At 72.3% G+C, this 21,248-nt stretch carries 1 protein-coding gene (running past one end of the window); it reads right to left on the bottom strand.

Features of this window, described 5'->3' with window-relative positions; all coding sequences use genetic code 11:
• Positions 1-63 precede the first annotated feature (63 nt).
• A protein-coding gene (locus IE248_RS22440; RefSeq protein WP_190031514.1) for a type I polyketide synthase crosses the window boundary here: on the bottom strand, positions 64-21,248 show its 3' portion. It continues 13,240 nt past the right edge of the window; 21,185 of the gene's 34,425 nt are visible here — the last part of the coding sequence; its start codon lies off the right edge, out of view; the stop codon is at positions 64-66.

Here is a 21,248-nt window from a genome sequence, read left to right as displayed (position 1 = left end):
TGATGGGAATCGGGGTGGGGACTGGGGCGGGGCATCACATCGGGCTTCGGATCGGGCATCAGGTCAGAATTTTCCGAATTCGTTGTTGATGATGTCGAAGAGGTCCTCGGCGGACGCCGATTCGATGGCGCTCTCCTCGTCCTCCAGGGGGTGGGCGGCCCGTTCCGTCCGGTTCCAGTGCGCCAGGAGCGCTTCGAGCCGTGCCGTCACGCGACCGCGTTCGGCGGCGTCGTCGCCCTCGGCGACCGACGTCAGGAGGAACTCCAGCCTGTCGATCTCCGCGAGCGCCGGAACCTCGGGCGCCGTGTCCTCGCCGAGCAGCTCCGCACGGATGTGCGCGGCCAGGGCGGCGGGGGTGGGGTGGTCGAAGACCAGGCTGGCGGGCAGCCGCAGTCCGGTGGCGGAGCCGAGCCGGGTGCGCAGTTCGACCGCGGTGAGCGAGTCGAATCCGAGCTCCTTGAACGCGCGGCCCGCCTCGACCGTGGCGGCCCCGTCGTGCCCGAGGACCGCCGCGACGTGCGTACGGACCAGACCGAGCAGGGTTCGTTCGGCCTCGTCGGCGCCCATCCCCCGCAACTCGTCGGCCAGCCGGGCCGCTTCGCCCGCGGTGTCGTCTCCGGCAGCGGAGCCGGAGCCGCCCGCGCCGGGCTGCTCCGCGGCGAGCGCACGGCGCACCTCGGGGAGGTCGGCGATCAGCGGGCGCGGCCGGGCGGCCGTGAAGGCCGGGGCGAACAGCGCCCAGTCGACGTCGGCGACGGTCACGGTCGTGTCGTCCGCGTCCAACGCCTGCTGGAGCGCGGCGATCGACAGCTCCGGCGCCATCACGGGCAGGCCGCGGCGGCGCAGTTGACCGGCCGCTTCCTCGTCGGCGACCAGACCGCCCTCGCCCCACGGCCCCCAGGCGACGGCGGTGGCCGTCAGCCCGCGGGCCCGGCGGCGCTGCGCCAGGGCGTCGAGGTGGGCGTTGGCCGCCGCGTAGGCGCCCTGCCCGCCGCTGCCCCAGACACCGGCGATGGAGGAGAAGAGGACGAAGGCGTCCAGCTCCGTGTCACCGAGCAGCGCGTCGAGGTGCTCCGCTCCGGCGACCTTCGCGGCGAGGACTGCGGCGACATCGTCCGGGCCGGTCTCGGCGAGCGGTGAGAACTGGCCGACGCCCGCCGTGTGGAAGACGGCGGTCAGGCCGGGAACGGTGGTGTCGTCGCGGAGGGCGGCGAGGAGTTCGCCGACGGACCGCCGGTCGGTCACGTCGCAGGCGACGGCCGTGGCCCGCGCCCCGAGCGCGGCGAGCTCCGCGACCAGGGCCTCCATGCCCGGCGCCCGCGGCCCGCGCCGGCCGGCCAGCACCAGGTGCTCGGCGCCCTGGGCGGCGAGCCAGCGGGCGACGTGCGCGCCGAGCGCGCCCGTACCGCCGGTGACCAGGACGGTACCGCGGGCCCGCCAGGGGGCGCGGTCGGCCCCCGCGTCGCCGCCGGCTCCGGCCGCCGGGGCGGCGTGGCCGATGCGGCGCGCGAGGAGACCGGCGGAACGTACGGCGAGCTGGTCCTCGTACGCGGTCCCGGAATCGGTCCCGGTCCCGGTCCCGGCCGTGGCGGCCGCGCGGTCGCCGGCGAGTACGGCGAGCAGCCGGTCGAGCGCCCGGGCGTCCATGGCGGCGGGCAGGTCCACCAGACCGCCCCAGCGCTCGGGGTGCTCCAGTGCGACCACCCGCCCGAAGCCCCAGATCTGCGCCTGCGCGGCACTGCGCACCCGGTCGGAGGGCCCGGTCGCGACGGCCCCGGTGGTCACGCACCACAGCGGGGCGTCGACCCCGGCGTCGCCGAGGGCCTGTACGAGCGCCCCGGTCAGCAGCAGACCGGCGGGCGCGGCCGGATGGGCCGGGTGCGGGGCCTCGGCGAGCGCCAGCAGGGACAGCACCCCGTCGGCCCGGTTCCCGGCGAGCGCCGCATCCAACCGCTCGGCCACGACGGCCCGGTCGGTGGCGGCCGCGTCCAGCGCGACCTCCCGTACGTCCACGCCCTGCGCCCGCAGCGCGTCCGCGATCTCCGGGAGCCCGGAGCCGGCGGTCTCGGCGGTGGTCGCGGCGGTGACGACGAGCCAGGTACCGGACGGACGGCTGCCGTCCGGCTCGCCCAGCGGCTTCCAGGTCACCCCGTAGCGCCAGCCGTCGACGACCGACCGGTCCGCGCGCCGGCGCCGCCAGGCGGACAGCGCGGGCAGTACCGCGCTCAGCGGCTGGTCGGCGTCGATCTCCAGGGTCGCGGCGAGGGCGTCGAGGTCGGCGTTGTCGACGGCCTCCCAGAACGGGGCGTCCACCACGGCGCCGGAACCCGCACCGGGCTCGACCGTCGCCGGGCGGGGAGCCTCCTCCAGCCAGTACCGCTTGCGCTGGAAGGCGTAGGTGGGCAGGTCGACGCGGCGGGCGGCCGTACCGGAGTAGAACGCCGTCCAGTCGACGGTGACGCCGTGGACATGAGCCCGCGCGAGGGCCGTGACGACGGCCTCGGCCTCGGGCCGGCCCTTGCGGAGGGCGGGCACGAACAGGGCGTCCTGCTCGGTGCAGTCCTGGGCGAGCGCCGACAGCACCCCGTCGGGACCGAGCTCGACGAAGGTCGTGACCCCGGCGGCTTCCAGGACGCGGATGCCGTCGAGGAAGCGGACCGCCTCGCGGACGTGGCGCACCCAGAAGTCGGCCGAGGCCATCTCGTCGGTGACGAGGGCGCCGGTCAGGTTGGAGACGACCGGGATGCGCGGGGACTCGTACGACAGGCTCTCGGCGACCTTGCGGAAGTCGGCGAGCATGCCGTCCATGTGCGGCGAGTGGAAGGCGTGGCTCACGGTCAGCTGCTTGGACTTGCGGTCCGGGAAGGCAGCCGCGACGGCCGTCGCGGCGTCCTCGTCACCGGCGACCACGACGGCCTCCGGGCCGTTGACGGCGGCGATGCTGACGCGGTCGGTCAGCAGCGGCAGGACCTCCTCCTCCGAGGCCTGTACGGCGATCATGACGCCACCGGCGGGCAGCGCCTGCATCAGGCGACCGCGTGCCGCGACCAGCGCGCACGCGTCATCGAGCGAGAACACCCCGGCGACGTGCGCGGCGGCGATCTCACCGATCGAGTGACCGGAGAGGAAGTCCGGCCGCACACCCCACGACTCCAGCAGCCGGAAGAGCGCCACCTCGATGGCGAACAGGGCCGGCTGGGTGAAGCGCGTCTCGTCCAGCAGGACCGCATCCGACCCGAACAGCGCTTCCTTCAGGGGCAGTTCGAGGTGGGCGTCCATCCGGGCGCAGATCGCGTCGAGCGCGTCGGCGAACACCGGGAAGGCGTCGTAGAGCTCACGCCCCATCCCGAGCCGCTGGCTTCCCTGCCCGGTGAACAGGAACGCCGAGGCACCTGCGGACACCGTCCCCTGTGCCACGCCCGCCGCCTGCTCGCCGGCCGCGAGGGCCCGCAGAGCGGCGAGGAACTCGTCCCGCTCCCCCGCGACCACGACGGCGCGGCGCTCCAGAGCGGACCTGGAGGTGGCCAACGAGTAGGCCACATCGGCGGGTTCGAGGAGCTCGTCCGAGGTCACAGCCGCCAGCAGGCGCTCGGCCTGGGCCCGCAGAGCGGCCTCGTTCTTCCCGGACAGCACCCACGGCACAGCGCCGGGACGCTGCTGCGGGGCCACGGGCGATTCCGCCGCACGGACGTCGTCCGGGGCCTGCTCGATGATGGTGTGGGCGTTGGTGCCGCTGAAGCCGAACGAGGAGATACCGGCCCGGCGCGGACGCCCGGTCTCGGGCCACGCCTGCCGCTCGGTAAGCAGGGCGACCTCGCCCGCGCTCCAGTCGACGTGCGGGGTGGCCTCGTTCACGTGCAGGGTCTGCGGGAGCACTCCGTGCTGCATCGCCAGCACCATCTTCATCACACCGGCGACACCGGCCGCGGCCTGGGTGTGACCGATGTTGGACTTGATGGAGCCGAGCAGCAGCGGCTGATCGGCCGGGCGCTCCTGGCCATAGGTGGCGAGCAGTGCCTGCGCCTCGATGGGGTCACCGAGGCGAGTACCCGTACCGTGCGCCTCGACGGCGTCGACCTCGGAGGACGACAGTCCGGCGCTCGCGAGGGCCGCGCGGATCACGCGCTGCTGCGAGGGCCCGTTGGGGGCCGTCAGACCGTTACTGGCACCGTCCTGGTTGATCGCCGAGCCCCGCACCACCGCGAGCACCGGGTGACCGTTGCGGCGGGCGTCGGAGAGCCGCTCCACGAGCAGCATGCCGACACCCTCACCCCAGCCCGTGCCGTCCGCGTCGTCGGAGAAGGCCTTGATCCGGCCGTCGGCGGCAAGCCCGCGCTGACGACTGAAGTCGATGTAGGCGCCCGGGGACGACATGACGGTCACACCACCGGCCAGGGCCATGTCGCACTCGCCGTTCCGCAGCGCCTGGATCGCCCAGTGCAGGGCGACCAGGGAAGCCGAGCAAGCGGTGTCGACGGTGACAGCCGGACCTTCGAGACCGAAGGCGTAGGACAGCCGGCCGGAGACGACACTCGCCGCGTTACCGGTGCCGAGGAAGCCCTCGATCCCGTCCGGAAGAGCCTGCAGCGTCGCGCCGTAGTCCTGGCCGTTGGTGCCGATGAAGACACCGGCCTGGCTGCCGCGCACCGAGGACGGTGCGATACCCGCCCGCTCGAAGGCCTCCCAGGTGGTCTCCAGCAGCAGTCGCTGCTGGGGGTCCATCGCGAGGGCCTCGCGCGGCGAGATCCCGAAGAAGTCGGCGTCGAAGTCGGCGGCGTCGTAGAGGAAGCCGCCCTCGCGGGCGTAGAACGTGCCCTGCCGGTCCGGGTCGGGGCTGTAGAGGCGATCGAGGTCCCAGCCGCGGTCGACGGGGAACTCGCCGATGGCGTCACCACCGGCCGCCAGCAGTTGCCAGAGGTCCTCCGGAGTGCGGACCCCGCCGGGGAAGCGGCAGCTCATCGCGACGATCGCGATGGGGTCGTCGGCCACGGCCGTGACCGCCGGGGCGGTCATCTGGACTTCCGACCCCAGCAGTTCGTCCCGGAGGAACGCCGTGATGGCGGAAGCGGTCGGGTAGTCGAAGATCAACGTGGCCGGCAGGCTCACACCAGTCGCGGCCCCGAGCCGGTTGCGCAGCTCAACCGCGGTCAGCGAGTCGAAGCCCAGCTCCTTGAAAGCCCGTTCGGCACCCACCGTCTCCGCGCCCTCGTGCCCGAGGACAGCGGCCACGTGCGTACGGACCAGGCCGAGCAACTCCCGCTCCAGCTCGACGGCGCCCAGACCGGCGAACCGCTCGACCGGCGAACCGGCGCCGCCTGCGGTGCGGGCAACGGGCCCGGCAGGCCGGACCTCCGCCAGCTCGGCCAGTTCGGCGAAGAGGCTGCTCGGACGCACGACCGTGAAGGCCGGCCCGAACCGCTCCCAGTCCACGTCCGCGACCAGCAGGGCCGCATCGGAGGAGGAAGCAACACTTCGCCGCAGCACGGCCATCGCCGTGTCGGGCGCCATGGGCGGCAGCCCCTCACGCCGCATCCGCGCGTCCATCGCCTCATCGGCGGCCATACCACCCTCGGCCCAGGGGCCCCAGGCGAGCGAGGTCGCCGCCAGCCCGGCAGCGCGGCGCTGCTCGGCCAGGGCATCCAGGTAGGCGTTCGCGGCGGCGTAGTTCGCCTGCCCGGCAGCGCCGGTCATGCCGCTCATCGAGGAGAACAGCACGAAGGCGGAGAGCTCGATGCCGAGTTCGCCCGTCAGCTCGTGCAGGTTGAGGGCGGAGGTCGCCTTGGCCCGCAGCACGCTCTCGAAGCGCTCGGGGGTGAGGGCGTCGAGAACACCGTCGTCGAGCACACCGGCGGTGTGAACGACAGCGGTCAGCGTCTCGGCCTCGGCCGCCAGCAGCGTACGAAGGGCATCCCGGTCAGCGGCGTCACACGCCACGACGGACACGTCAACGCCCAGCTCCGTCAACTCCGCGGTGAGTTCCGCGGCGCCCGGAGCATCCGCACCCCGACGGCTGGTCAGCACCAGGCGCTCCGCACCGGCACCAGCCAGCCAACGCGCGACCCGGCCACCCAGGGCACCCGTACCGCCGGTCACCAGGACCGTCCCGGAGGGCGTCCACGAACCCGTGTCGCCACCCGTGGCCCGGACAAGACGACGCCCGAAGACACCGGACGAACGCACCGCAACCTGGTCCTCACCAGAACCGGCGAGAACACCGACCAGGCGAGCCATCGCCCGCTCGTCCCACACCTCGGGCAGGTCGATCAGACCGCCCCAACGCTCCGGCAGCTCCAGAGCGGCAACCCGACCCAGGCCCCACGTCTGGGCCTGAACCGCAGACACCAGACGGTCAGAGCGGCCGACGCTCACCGCGCCACGGGTCAGGCACCACAGCGGAGCCACGACCCCGGCTTCGCCCAACGCCTGCACCAGAGAAGCCGTCGCGACAACACCCGCAGCCTCATCCAGCGCGAGCAGCGACACCACACCGGCGACAGAACCGACATCGGAGAACAGACCGGCTCGGTCGGCACCGGCCTCGACGACCACCCGCCGAACCTCGGCACCACGACCGGCCAAGGCATCGACGACAGTCGTGTCATCCACGCCCTCGGCCGGCACCACCACCAGCCACGACCCCGACAGCCGCACACCGGCAGCCGCAGCATCGGTCAGCGGCTTCCAAGAAACGCGGTAGCGCCAGCGGTCCACCTCGGACTGGGTCCGCAGGCCACGACGCCACGCCGACAGCGTCGGCAGGGCCGGCAGGACCGTGTCCCAGGCGTTCTCGTCGTCCATGTCCAGCGTGGCCGCGAGCGACTCCATGTCCTCGCGCTCCACGGCGTCCCAGAAGCGCGAGTCCAGCTCGTCGGCTGCGCCGCTCCGGGTCACCCCGGCCATCTGGAGCCAGTACCGCTGCCGCTGGAAGGCGTACGTCGGCAGTTCGACGGACCGGGCATCCGAACCGACGAAGAACTGCGACCAGTTCACCTTCAGGCCGCGTACATGGGCCTGTGCGGCCGCTGCGACCATCGCCTCGGTCTCAGGACGTCCGTTCCGCATGACGGGTACGAAGGCAGCGCCCTCACCGGTCAGGCACTCCTGGCCCATGGCCGAGAGCACGCCGCCCGGACCGAGTTCGAGGTACGTCGTGACCCCGGCGTCCTCCAGGGCGCGGATGCCGTCGAGGAAGCGGACGGCGTCGCGGACGTGCCGGACCCAGAACTCCGCCGAGGCCATCTCGTCAGTGACCGGCGCACCGGTCAGGTTGGAGACGATCTGAATGCGCGGGGTCTCGAACGACAGCCCCTCCACCACCTGGCGGAACTCGTCGAGCATCCCGTCCATGTGCGGCGAGTGGAACGCGTGGCTCACGGTCAGCCGCTTGGACTTGCGGTCGGCGAAGGACTCCGCCAGAGCAACCGCGACGTCCTCGTCACCGGCAATGACCACCGAGCGCGGCCCGTTGACCGCCGCGATGCTCACCCGGTCCGTCAGCAGCGGCAGGACCTCGTCCTCCGAGGCTTCGACCGCGATCATCACGCCACCGGAAGGCAGCGCCTGCATCAGGCGACCGCGGGCGGCGACCAGCGTGCACGCGTCCTCCAGCGAGAACACCCCGGCGACATGCGCGGCGGCGATCTCACCGATGGAGTGACCGGACAGGAAGTCCGGCCGTATGCCCCAGCTCTCCACGAGGCGGAAGAGGGCCACCTCGACGGCGAACAGGGCCGGCTGCGTGTACCGCGTCTCGTCCAGCAGAGCCGCATTCGTCCCGAACAGGACGTCCTTCAAAGGCAGTTCAAGGTCCAGCCGCTCACACACCGCGTCGAGCGCGGCGGCGAACACCGGGTAGGCCTCGTACAGCTCACGGCCCATCCCGAGCCGCTGGCTGCCCTGACCCGTAAAGAGGAAAGCGAGCTTCCCGGCGACGGGCGAGCCGCCGACGAGCGTGGCCGTCGAGCGGCCTTCCGCCAGCGCGGCCAGTCCGGCCAGCAGGCCCTCACGGTCGGCGGCCACGACAGCCGCGCGGTCCTCGAAGGAGGCCCTGTTGGCCGCCAGCGACCATGCGACATCGACCGGACGCACGTCAGGCGCGGCCAGGAGGTGTGCCTGGAGTTCACGTGCCTGGGCCCGCAGGGCGTCCTCGCCCTTCGCGGACAGCACCCACGGCACGACCGGCAGCGGGACGGCGGCCGCGGGGGCCTCCGCCCGTTCCAGGACCGGCGGCTGCTCGATGATGGTGTGGGCGTTGGTGCCACTGATGCCGAACGACGAGACACCCGCACGGCGCGGACGCCCTGTCTCCGGCCAGTCCATCGCTTCCGTCAGCAGGCTGACGTCACCGGCCTCCCACTCCACCTGGGTCGACGGGGTGTCGACGTGCAGGGTCTGCGGGAGCACACCGTGGCGCATCGCCATGATCATCTTGATGATGCCCGCGACACCGGCGGCGGCCTGGGTGTGACCGATGTTCGACTTGATGGAGCCGAGCAGCAGCGGCAGGCCTTCGGGCCGGTCCTGGCCGTAGGTGGCCAGCAGCGCCTGAGCCTCGATGGGGTCGCCGAGCCGGGTACCGGTGCCGTGGGCCTCGACCGCGTCCACGTCGGAGGTCGACAGGCCCGCGCTGGCGAGGGCCTGGCGGATGACGCGCTGCTGCGAGGGGCCGTTCGGGGCCGTCAGGCCGTTGCTCGCACCGTCCTGGTTGATCGCGGAGCCGCGCACCACGGCCAGGATCGGGTGGCCCTTGCGGAGAGCGTCCGACTGGCGCTCGACGAGGAGCATGCCCGCACCCTCGGCCCAGCCCGTGCCGTCGGCCGCGGCAGCGAAGGACTTGCAGCGGCCGTCGGCGGAGAGCCCGCGCTGGCGGCTGAAGTCGACAAAGGTCTCCGGAGTGGCCATGACGGCCACACCGCCCGCGAGAGCCATGTCGCACTCGCCGCCCCGCAGCGCCTGGATCGCCCAGTGGAGAGCGACGAGGGAGGACGAGCAGGCCGTGTCGACCGTGACCGCCGGACCCTCCAGACCGAAGGCGTACGAGACGCGGCCGGAGGCGATGCTGCCGGAGTTGCCGGTGCCGAGGTACCCCTCGACGCCCTCGGGCAGCTCCTCGCCGTTCCCGTAGCCCGTCGCGTAGTCGTGGTACATGACGCCCGCGAAGACGCCGGTCCGGCTGCCGCGCAGCGAGGCCGGGTCGATGCCGGCCCGCTCGAAGGCCTCCCACGAGGTCTCCAGCAGCAGCCGCTGCTGCGGGTCCATGGCCAGGGCCTCGCGCGGCGAGATACCGAAGAAGGCGGCATCGAACTCGGCCACGTCGTGCAGGAAGCCGCCCTCACGCGTGTACGAGGTACCCACGTGGTCGGGATCCGGGTGGTACAGCGCCTCGACGTTCCAGCCACGGTCCGTCGGGAAGGCGGTGACACCGTCCCCGCCCGAGGCGACGAGCTGCCACAGCTCCTCGGGCGTCCGCACCCCGCCGGGGTAGCGGCAGCCCATGCCCACGATCACGATCGGATCGTCGGTCACGTCCACGACGGCCCGTACCGGCGTCAGCACCCCGCGCGAACCGTCCTGGTCACCGGATGCACCGGTCACCCCGAGCTCGGAGAGCAGGTGCCGGGCCAGCGCCGCAGGCGTCGGGTAGTCGAAGATCAGCGTGGGAGGCAGCCGGAGGCCGGTCTCGGTCTTCAGTACGTTGCGCAGTTCCACGGCGGTGAGGGAGTCGAAGCCGAGGTCCCGGAAGGCCCGCTCGGCGTCGACCGCGTCGGCGCCGGTGTGGCCCAGCACGGCAGCCACCCGTCCACAGACCAGATCCAGCAGCACACCCTCGTGCTCCACGACCGGCAGCGCCAGCAGGCGAGCCGTCAGCGGGGACCCGGACTCGGTGCCGCCGTCCCGACGCGTCGCGGTGCGGCGCGCGGGAACGCGTACGAGGGCACGCAACAGGGCCGGGGTCGAGCCCGCCGAGACCGCCTGCGCACGCAGTACGGCGAGGTCGAGGTGGATCGGCATCAGTACGGCCGAGTCCACCGTCATGGCGGTGTCGAAGAGCCCAAGACCCTCCTCCGCGCCCAGCGCACCCACACCGTCCCGCGCGATACGGCGCAGGTCGGCCTCGTCGAGCCGTGCGGCCATGCCCTCACCGCTGCTGCCCGTCTGCGGAGCCCACAGGCCCCAGGCCAGCGAAGCGGCCGGCAGGCCTTCAGCCCGACGCTGCTCGGCGAGCGCCTCCAGGAACGCGTTCGCGGCAGCGTAGTTGGCCTGCCCGGCCGCACCGAAGGCGGCAGCCGCACCCGAGAACAACACGAACGCGGAGAGGTCAAGCCCCTGGGTGAGTTCGTGCAGGTTCCAGGCGGCGTCGACCTTCGGCCGCAGTACCGAGGCGACCCGCTCCGGCGTCAGCGACGACAGGACACCGTCGTCCAGGACGCCCGCCGTGTGAACCACGGCCGTCAACGGGTGCTCAGCGGGTACCGATGCCAGCAGCGCGCCCAGGGCCTCGCGATCGGCGATGTCACAAGCGACAAGCTCCGCATGGGCGCCCAGTCGGGCCAGCTCCGCGATCAGCTCGTCGGCGCCGTCGGCGGCAGGACCCCGACGGCTGACCAGCAGCAGCCGCTCGGCGCCATAGGCGCTCACCAGGTGCCGGGCGAACAGACGGCCCAGACCACCCGTCGCACCGGTCACGAGCACGGTCCCGGACGGGTCACCGAGTACGACCGGCGAGTCGCCGGTGCTCTCCGCAGACGGCACGCGCACCAGACGCGGCACACACACCACACCGCTACGGATCGCCAGCTCGAACTCACCCGCCGCCAACGCGGCAGGAACCGCGCCCAGCGACGCCTCGTCCACGTCCAGCATGAGCAGCTGCCCGGGGTTCTCCGACTGCGCCGAACGCAGCAGACCACGCACCGCACTGCCCGCGAGATCCCGAACGCCCTCGCCGGAACCTACGGCCACCGCACCGGACGTCAGCCACACCAGACGAGTCGCAGCGAACCGGTCATCAGCCAGCCACTCCTGGACCACCGCCAGAGCGTCATTCACCGCCGCGTGAACCGAGCCGATCGTGTCAGCGGTGCTCGCCGACGCGGTCGGAAGGACGAACACGGCGTCCGGGGCCGGCTCACCGGCCGCCAGCGCCGCACCGAGCGCGGTCACATCGGCGTACTCCGTGACCTCGGCACCCGTGCTGCTGCCCAGTCCGATCTCGTCCCGGCCCAGCACACCCCACCGGGGACCGGCGGGAGCGGAAACCGGGGCCACGGGCGCGGGCAGCCATTCCACGCGGAACAGCGACTCCAGATGACCGGCACCGGCCGCACTGACCTGGTCCGAAGAGGCCGGACGGAGCATCAGCGACTCCACCGCCGCCACCGGTCGCCCGGTCTCGTCCGCGACCAGCAGGGCCAGGGCGTGCGGGTCACCCGCGGAATTCGGGGTCAGACGCATGCGGAGTGCCGAGGCACCCACGGCATAGAGGGAGACGCCGGCCCAGGAGAAGGGCAGCAGCGCACCGGAAGCACCCTGCTCGGCGGGGTCTCCGTGGCCGATCGCGTGCAGACCCGCGTCCAGCAGCGCCGGGTGCAACCCGAACCGGGCCGCGTCGCCGCGCCCGTCCTCCGGGAGCACCACCTCCGTGAACAGTTCGCCATCGCGCCGCCAGGCGGCCTTCAGCCCCTGGAACAGCGGCCCGTACGCCATTCCGTCACCGGCCAGCTCCGCGTACAGCCCGTCGATGTCGACCGGCGCGGCGCCCGCGGGCGGCCACTCGGCGAGCTCGCCGAATTCCTGCGAGGCCTCGGGCTGCGCGCCGGCGGCCAGCACACCCGACCCGTGACGCGTCCACGGCTCCTCCGCGAGCGCGTCCTGACGGCGGGAGTACACGCTGAACGGCCGACGGCCGGGCGCCATCGGGGCTTCGACGACGAGCTGGAGCTGCACACCGCCCCGCTCGGGCAGAACGAGCGGCGCCTCAAGCGTCAGCTCCTCCACCACATCGCAACCGACCTCGTCACCGGCACGAATCGCCAGCTCCACAAAGGCCGTACCCGGCAGCAGAGCACTGCCGAGGATCATGTGATCGGCAAGCCAGGGGTGCGTGTCGAGAGCCAGCCGGCCGGCGAGGAGCACGCCCTCGGAATCGGCCAGCGCCACCGCCGCACTCAGCAGCGGATGCCCGGCATCACCGAACCCGATCGCTTCCGGGTCCCCAGCGGCGAACAACGCCGCACTCGGCCAGAACCGCTGCCGCTGGAACGCATACGTCGGCAGATCAACACGCCGCGCACCACTACCAGCGAAGTACGCCGCCCAGTCCACCTCGACGCCATGGGCATGGGCCTGGCCGAGGGTGGTGACGAGGGTCTCCGCCTCGGGCCGGCCCTTGCGGAGGGCGGGCATGAAGAGGGCGTTGCTGTTCTCATCGGCCAGGCAGCCCTGGGCGAGGGCGGACAGCACCCCGTCGGGACCGATCTCGACGTACGCCGTCACGCCCGCGGCTTCCAGGACGCGGATGCCGTCGAGGAAGCGGACCGCCTCGCGGACGTGCCGCACCCAGAACTCGGCCGAACCCATCTCGTCAGAGACGAGGGCGCCGGTCAGGTTCGAGACGACCGGGATACGAGGAGCCTCGAACGACAGCCCCGCCACCACCTGACGGAAGTCCTCCAACATGCCGTCCATGTGCGGCGAGTGGAACGCGTGGCTGACGGTGAGGCGCTTGGACTTGCGGTCGGCGAAGGACTCCGCGAGAGCGACCGCCGCGTCCTCGTCACCGGCGATGACCACCGACCGGGGACCGTTGACGGCCGCGATGCTCACCCGGTCGGTCAGCAGCGGGAGGACCTCGTCCTCCGAGGCCTCGACCGCGATCATCACGCCACCGGACGGCAGCGCCTGCATCAGGCGACCGCGGGCCGCGACCAGCGCGCAGGCGTCATCGAGCGAGAACACCCCGGCGACATGCGCGGCCGCGATCTCACCGATGGAGTGACCGGAGAGGAAGTCCGGCTTCACACCCCAGCTCTCCACGAGCCGGAACAGGGCCACCTCGACCGCGAACAACGCCGGCTGGGTGTACTCCGTACGGTCCAGAACAGCGGCATCCGACCCGAACAGCATCTCCTTCAGGGGCAGTTCGAGGTGTCCGTCCATCCGGGCGCAGATCGCGTCGAGCGCGTCCGCGAAGACCGGGTGGGCGTCGTAGAGCTCACGGCCCATGCCGAGCCGCTGGCTTCCCTGCCCGGTGAACAGGAACGCCGTGCCGCCGACGGCGGCCGTTCCGTGTGCCACGCCCGCCGTCTGCTCGCCGGCCGCGAGGGCCCGCAGAGCCGCGAGGAACTCGTCCCGCTCCCCCGCGACCACGACGGCGCGGCGCTCCAGGGCGGACCTGGAGGTGGCCAACGAGTAGGCCACATCGGCGGGTTCGAGGAGCTCGTCCGAGGTCACGGCCGCCAGCAGGCGCTCGGCCTGCACTCGAAGGGCTGCCTCGTTCTTCGCGGACAGCACCCACGGCAGGACGCCGCCGGGCCGCTCCTGCGGCTGTACGGACGGCTCCACGTCGAGGACGTCAGGTGCCTGCTCGATGATGGTGTGCGCGTTGGTGCCGCTGAAGCCGAACGAGGAGATACCGGCCCGGCGCGGACGCCCGGTCTCGGGCCAGTCGCGCTGCTCGGTCAGCAGCTCGACCTCGCCCGCCGACCAGTCGACGTGCGGGGTGGGCTCGTTCACGTGCAGGGTCTGCGGCAGCACTCCGTGCTGCATCGCCAGCACCATCTTGATGACGCCCGCGACACCGGCCGCGGCCTGGGTGTGACCGATGTTGGACTTGATCGACCCGAGCAGCAGGGGCTGCTCCTCGGCGCGCTCCTGGCCGTAGGTGGCGAGCAGTGCCTGCGCCTCGATGGGGTCACCGAGGGTCGTGCCCGTGCCGTGGGCCTCGACCGCGTCCACGTCGGCGGCCGAGAGGCCGGCGCTCGCGAGGGCGGCACGGATCACCCGCTGCTGCGAGGGCCCGTTGGGGGCCGTCAGGCCATTGCTCGCACCGTCCTGGTTGATCGCCGAGCCTCGCACGACAGCCAGCACCGGGTGCCCGTTGCGCTGCGCGTCCGACAGCCGCTCGACGAGCAGCATGCCGACACCCTCACCCCAGCCCGTACCGTCCGCATCGGCGGAGAACGCCTTGATCCGGCCGTCCTCCGCCAGCCCGCGCTGACGGCTGAAGTCGATGTACGCACCCGGCGACGACATGACGGTCACGCCACCGGCGAGAGCCATGTCGCACTCGCCGCCACGCAGCGCCTGGATCGCCCAGTGCAGGGCGACCAGCGAAGCCGAGCAAGCGGTGTCGACGGTGACCGCCGGACCTTCGAGACCGAAGGCGTAGGACAGCCGGCCGGAGACGACGCTCGCGGCGTTACCGGTACCGAGGAAGCCTTCGATCCCGTCGGGTACGGAGTGGAACGTCGCGTCGTAGTCCTGGCCGTTGGTGCCGATGAAGACACCGGCCTGGCTGCCCCGCACGGCGGCGGGGTCGATCCCGGCGCGTTCGAAGGTCTCCCAGGTGGTCTCCAGGAGGAGACGCTGCTGGGGGTCCATGGCCAGGGCCTCGCGGGGCGAGATGCCGAAGAAGTCGGCGTCGAAGTCGGCGGCGTCGTAGAGGAAGCCGCCTTCGCGGGCGTAGAACGTGCCCTGCTGATCGGGGTCGGGGTTGTAGAGGCGGTCGAGGTCCCAGCCGCGGTCGACGGGGAACTCGCCGATGGCGTCTCCGCCCGTCGCCAGCAGCTGCCAGAGGTCCTCCGGAGTGCGGACGCCACCGGGGAAGCGGCAGCTCATGGCGACGATCGCGATGGGGTCGTCGTCCACGGGCGTGACCGCCGTGGACACCGGTCCGGCGATCCGGGCCTGGGTCCCGAGCAGTTCGTCGCGGAGGAACGCCGTGATCGCGGAGGCGGTCGGGTAGTCGAAGATCAACGTGGCCGGCAGGCTCACACCCGTGGCGGCCCCGAGCCGGTTGCGCAGCTCAACCGCGGTCAGCGAGTCGAAGCCGAGCTCCTTGAAGGCCCGTTCGGCACCCACCGTCTCCGCACCCTCGTGCCCGAGGACAGCGGCCACGTGCGTACGAACCAGACCGAGCAACTCCCGCTCCAGCTCGACGGCAGCCAGACCGGCGAACCGGTCGACCGACGTACCGGTGCCGGTTGCGGCACCTTCAGCGGCGGGCCGGGTCTCGGACAGCTCGGCGAAGAGCGTGCTGGGGCGTGCCACGGTGAAGGCGGGCCCGAACCGGTCCCAGTCCACGTCCGCGACCAGCAGAGCCGCATCGGAGGACGGGACCACGCTCTGCCGCAGCACGGCCATCGCCGTGTCCGGCGCCATGGGCGGCAGCCCCTCACGCCGCATCCGCGCATCCATCGCCTCATCGGCGGCCATACCACCCTCGGCCCACGGGCCCCAGGCGAGCGAGGTCGCCGCCAGCCCGGCAGCACGACGCTGCTCGGCCAGGGCGTCCAAGTAGGCGTTCGCGGCGGCATAGTTGCCCTGACCGGCAGCGCCGGTCACACCGCTCATGGAGGAGAACAGCACGAAGGCGGAGAGCTCGATGCCGAGTTCGCCCGTCAGCTCGTGCAGGTTGAGAGCGGACGTCGCCTTGGCCCGCAGCACTCCTTCGAAACGCTCGGGCGTCAGGGCATCCAGCACACCGTCATCGAGCACACCGGCGGTGTGGACAACAGCGGTCAGGCCCTCGGCTTCGACCTCCAGCAGCGCCCGCAGGGCATCCCGGTCAGCGGCGTCACACGCCACCACCGACACGTCCACACCCAGCCCGGACAGCTCGGCCACCAGCTCGGCAGCGCCCGGAGCATCCAGACCCCGACGGCTGGTCAGCACCAGACGCTCCGCACCGGCACCGGCCAGCCAACGCGCGACCCGGCCACCGAGAGCACCCGTGCCACCGGTCACCAGGACCGTGCCGGACGGCGTCCACGACTCCGCGTTCCCAGCGGTGGCACGGACCAGCCGACGCCCGAAGACGCCAGAGGACCGTACCGCGACCTGGTCCTCGCCAGACCCGGCCAGGACACCCACCAGACGGGCCATCGCCCGCTCGTCCCACACCTCGGGCAGGTCAACCAGACCGCCCCAACGCTCAGGCAGCTCCAGAGCGGCAACCCGACCCAGGCCCCACGTCTGGGCCTGCACCGCAGACACCAGACGGTCAGAACGACCCACGCTCGCCGCACCACGGGTCAGGCACCACAGCGGCGCCTCCACCCCAGCCGCACCCAACGCCTGCACCAGAGAAGCCGTCGCGACAACACCCGCAGCCTCATCCAGCGCGAGCAGCGACACCACACCGGCGACAGAACCGACATCGGAGAACAACCCGGCTCGGTCGGCACCGGCCTCGACGACCACCCGCCGGACTTCCGCACCACGACCGGCCAGTGCATCCACGACAGCCGTGTCATCCACGCCCTCGGACGGCACCACCACCAGCCACGACCCCGACAGCCGCACACCGGCAGCCGCAGCATCGGTCAGCGGCTTCCAAGAAACGCGGTAGCGCCAGCGGTCCACCTCGGACTGGGTCCGCAGGCCACGACGCCACGCCGACAGGGCCGGCAGCACCGCGCTCCAGCCGTTCTCGTCGTCCATGGCCAACGTGCCGACGAGCGACGCGACATCCTCGCGCTCCACCGCGTCCCAGAAGCGGGAGTCCACGTCATACCCGGCGCCGCTCCGCACCGCACCCGTCAGCTGGAGCCAGTAGCGCTGCCGCTGGAAGGCGTAGGTCGGCAGCTCGACGGATCGCGCACCCGTACCGGCGAAGAAGGCGGACCAGTCCACCTCGGCACCGCGCACATGCGCCTGCGCCACGGCCGTGACCAGCGTCTCCGCCTCGCCCCGACCAGCTCGAAGCACCGGCACGAACGCAACATCCGCGTCACCGGTCAGGCAGTCCTGAGCCAGCGCCGACAGCACACCGTCCGGCCCCAGCTCCACGAACGACGTGACCCCGGCGCCCTCCAGAGCGCGGACGCCGTCAAGGAAGCGAACCGCTTCACGGACATGCCGGACCCAGAACTCAGCCGAACCCATCTCGTCAGCGATCAGGGCGCCAGTCAGGTTCGACACGAGCGGAATGCGCGGGGCCTGGAACGACAGCCCCTCCACCACCCGGCGGAAGTCATCCAGCATCCCGTCCATGTGCGGCGAGTGGAACGCATGGCTCACGGTCAGCCGCTTGGACTTGCGGTCCGGGAACGCGGCCGCGACGGCAAGAGCCGCATCCTCGTCACCGGCCACGACCACCGAACGCGGACCGTTGATCGCCGCGATGCTCACGCGGTCCGTCAGCAGCGGCAGAACCTCCTCCTCCGACGCCTGCACCGCGATCATCACGCCACCCGACGGCAGCGCCTGCATCAGACGACCACGCGCCGCGACCAGCGCACACGCGTCCTCCAGCGAGAACACCCCCGCCACGTGCGCGGCGGCGATCTCGCCCACGGAGTGACCGGACAGGAAGTCCGCCCGCACACCCCACGACTCCAGCAGCCGGAACAGCGCCACCTCGACGGCGAACAGCGCCGGCTGCGTGAACTCCGTACGGTCCAGAACCTCTCGGTCGTCCCCGAACAGGATTTCCTTCAGAGTCAGTTCAAGGTCCAGCCGCTCACACACCGCGTCGAGCGCGGCGGCGAACACCGGGTAGGCCTCGTACAGCTCGCGGCCCATGCCGAGCCGCTGGCTGCCCTGACCGGTGAAGAGGAAAGCGAGCTTCCCGGCGACGGGCGAGCCGCCGACGAGCGTGGCCGTCGAGCGGCCTTCCGCCAGCGCGGCCAGTCCGGCCAGCAGGCCCTCACGGTCGGCGGCCACGACAGCCGCGCGGTCCTCGAAGGAGGCCCTGTTGGCCGCCAGCGACCACGCGATGTCGACCGGACGCGCACCCGGGGTGGACGCCACGTGGGAGTGAAGCTGGCGCGCCTGCGCCCGCAGGGCGTCCTCGCCCTTCGCGGAGAGCACCCACGGCACCGCCGGAAGCAGAGCGGCGGCTTCGGGCTCCGCCCGCTCAAGCACCGGCGGCTGCTCGATGATGGTGTGGGCGTTGGTACCGCTGATGCCGAACGAGGAAATGCCGGCCCGGCGCGGACGCCCGGTCTGCGGCCAGTCCATCGCCTGCGTCAGCAGGCTGACGTCACCGGCCTCCCACTCCACCTGGGTCGACGGCGCGTCGACGTGCAGGGTCTGCGGAAGCACACCGTGGCGCATCGCCATGACCATCTTGATGATGCCCGCGACACCGGCCGCGGCCTGGGTGTGACCGATGTTCGACTTGATCGAGCCGAGCAGCAGCGGCCGGCCCTCCGGCCGGTCCTGGCCGTACGTCGCGAGGAGCGCCTGCGCCTCGATGGGGTCGCCGAGCCGGGTACCCGTACCGTGCGCCTCCACCGCGTCCACGTCCACGGTCGACAGACCGGCGCTCGCCAGAGCTTCACGGATGACGCGCTGCTGGGACGGGCCGTTCGGCGCGGTCAGACCGTTGCTCGCACCGTCCTGGTTCACCGCCGAACCCCGCACCACGGCCAGGATCGGGTGGCCGTTGCGGAGGGCGTCCGACTGGCGCTCGACGAGGAGCATGCCCGCGCCTTCGGCCCAGCCCGTGCCGTCGGCGGCGGCCGCGAAGGACTTGCAGCGGCCGTCGGCGGAGAGCCCGCGCTGGCGGCTGAAGTCGACGAAGGTCTCCGGAGTGGCCATGACGGCCACACCGCCCGCGAGGGCCATGTCGCACTCGCCGCCCCGCAGCGCCTGGATCGCCCAGTGCAGGGCGACCAGCGACGAGGAGCATGCCGTGTCGACCGTCACCGCAGGGCCTTCGAGGCCGAAGGTGTAGGCGATCCGGCCGGAGGCGATGCTGCCGGCGTTTCCGGTGCCGAGGTACCCCTCGACGCCTTCGGGCAGTGCGTCGCCGCTGCCGGCGCCGTCCCCGAGGCCGAAGCCCGTGACGTAGTCGTGGTACATGACGCCGGCGAAGACTCCGGTCCGGCTGCCGCGCAGCGTGGCCGGGTCGATGCCGGCCCGCTCGAAGGCCTCCCACGAGGTCTCCAGCAGCAGCCGCTGCTGCGGGTCCATCGCGAGGGCCTCGCGCGGCGAGATACCGAAGAACGCCGGGTCGAAGTCGGCGACGTCGTGAAGGAAGCCGCCCTCACGCGTGTAGGAGGTACCCACGTGGTCGGGATCCGGGTGGTACAGGGCCTCGACGTTCCAGCCGCGATCGGACGGGAAGGTGGTGACGCCGTCGCCACCCGTGGCCACCAGCTGCCACAGCTCCTCGGGCGAGCGGACGCCGCCGGGGTAGCGGCAGCCCATGCCGACGATCACGATCGGATCGTCCGTGACGTCCACGGCGGCCCGGACGGGCACCCGTACACCGCCCTGGGCTTCGAGGCCCCCGGTCACGGCGAGCTCGGCCAGCAGGTGCCGGGCCAGTGCGACGGGCGTCGGGTAGTCGAAGACCAGCGTCGGGGACAGCCGGAGGCCGGTCTCGGTCTTCAGTACGTTGCGCAGTTCGACGGCGGTGAGGGAGTCGAAGCCGAGGTCCCGGAAGGCCCGCTCGGCATCGACCGCGTCGGCGCCGGTGTGGCCCAGCACGGCAGCCACACGTCCACAGACCAGATCCAGCAGCACACCCTCGTGCTCCGCGACCGGCAGCGCCAGCAAGCGCGCCACCAGGGGCGATCCGCCGTCCGCGCCGCCGCCGGTCCGCCGCTCCAGCGTCCGGCGCGCCGGCACCCGGACCAGACCCTTCAACAGGGCCGGAGTCACGCCCGCCGAGACCGCCTGTGCGCGCAGTACGGCCAGGTCGAGGTGGATCGGCATCAGTACGGCCGAGTCCACCGTCATGGCGGTGTCGAAGAGCCCAAGGCCCTCCTCCGCGCCCAGCGCACCCACACCGTCCCGCGCGATGCGCCGCAGGTCTACCTCGTCGAGCCGTGCGGCCATGCCCTCACCGCTGCTGCCCGCCTGCGGAGCCCACAGGCCCCAGGCCAGCGAAACAGCAGCCAGACCCTCAGCCCGACGCTGCTCGGCGAGCGCCTCCAGGAACGCGTTCGCGGCGGCATAGTTGGCCTGCCCCGCCGCACCGAAGGCGGCAGCCGCACCCGAGAACAACACGAACGCCGACAGATCCAGATCCCGCGTCAGCTCGTGCAGGTTCCACGCGGCGTCCACCTTCGGCCGCAGCACCGAGGCCACCCGCTCCGGCGTCAGCGACGACAGGACACCGTCGTCCAGGACGCCCGCCGTGTGAACGACAGCGGTCAACGGGTGCTCGGCCGGGACCGACGCCAACAGCGCGGCCAGCTCGCCCCTGTCCGCGATGTCGCAGGCCACGAGGTCCGCGTGAGCGCCCAGTCGGGCCAGCTCCGCGATCAGCTCGTCGGCGCCGTCTGCGGCAGGACCCCGACGGCTGACCAGCAGCAGCCGCTCGGCGCCGTAGGCGCTCACCAGGTGCCGGGCGAACAGACGGCCCAGACCACCCGTCGCACCGGTCACGAGCACGGTCCCGGACGGGTCACCGAGTACGACCGGGGAGTCGCCGGTGCTCTCCGCAGACGGCACGCGCACCAGACGCGGCACACACACCACACCGCTACGGATCGCCAGCTCGAACTCACCCGCCGCCAACGCGGCAGGAACCGCGCCCAGCGACGCCTCGTCGACATCCAGCATGAGCAGCTGCCCGGGGTTCTCCGACTGCGCCGAACGCAGCAGACCACGCACCGCGCTGCCCGCAAGATCCCGGACACCCTCGCCGGAACCAACGGCCACCGCACCGGACGTCAGCCACACCAGACGAGTCGCAGCGAACCGCTCGTCAGCCAGCCACTCCTGGACCACTGCCAGAGCGTCATTCACCGCCGTGTGAACCGAGCCGACGACATCGGCTCCCGGCACGGGAGCGGACGGGACGACGAACACGGCATCGAATGCCGGCTCACCGGCCGCGAGCGCCGCACCGAGCGCCGCCGCGTCCGCGTACTCGGTCACCTGGGCGCCCGTGCTGCCTGCCAGTCCGATCTCGTCCCGGCCCAGCACACCCCACCGGAGACCGGCGGGAGCCGTGGCCACAGGGGCGGGAGCCCACTCCACGCGGAACAGCGACTCCAGGTGACCGGCACCGGCGGCGCTGACCTGGTCGGCCGAGGCCGGGCGCAGGGTGAGCGATTCGACGGCTGCGA

Source organism: Streptomyces goshikiensis (assembly GCF_014650555.1).
Lineage (GTDB): Bacteria > Actinomycetota > Actinomycetes > Streptomycetales > Streptomycetaceae > Streptomyces > Streptomyces goshikiensis.
Note: the sequence above shows the minus strand (reverse complement) of the source record. Positions and strands in the feature narration are given on the sequence as shown.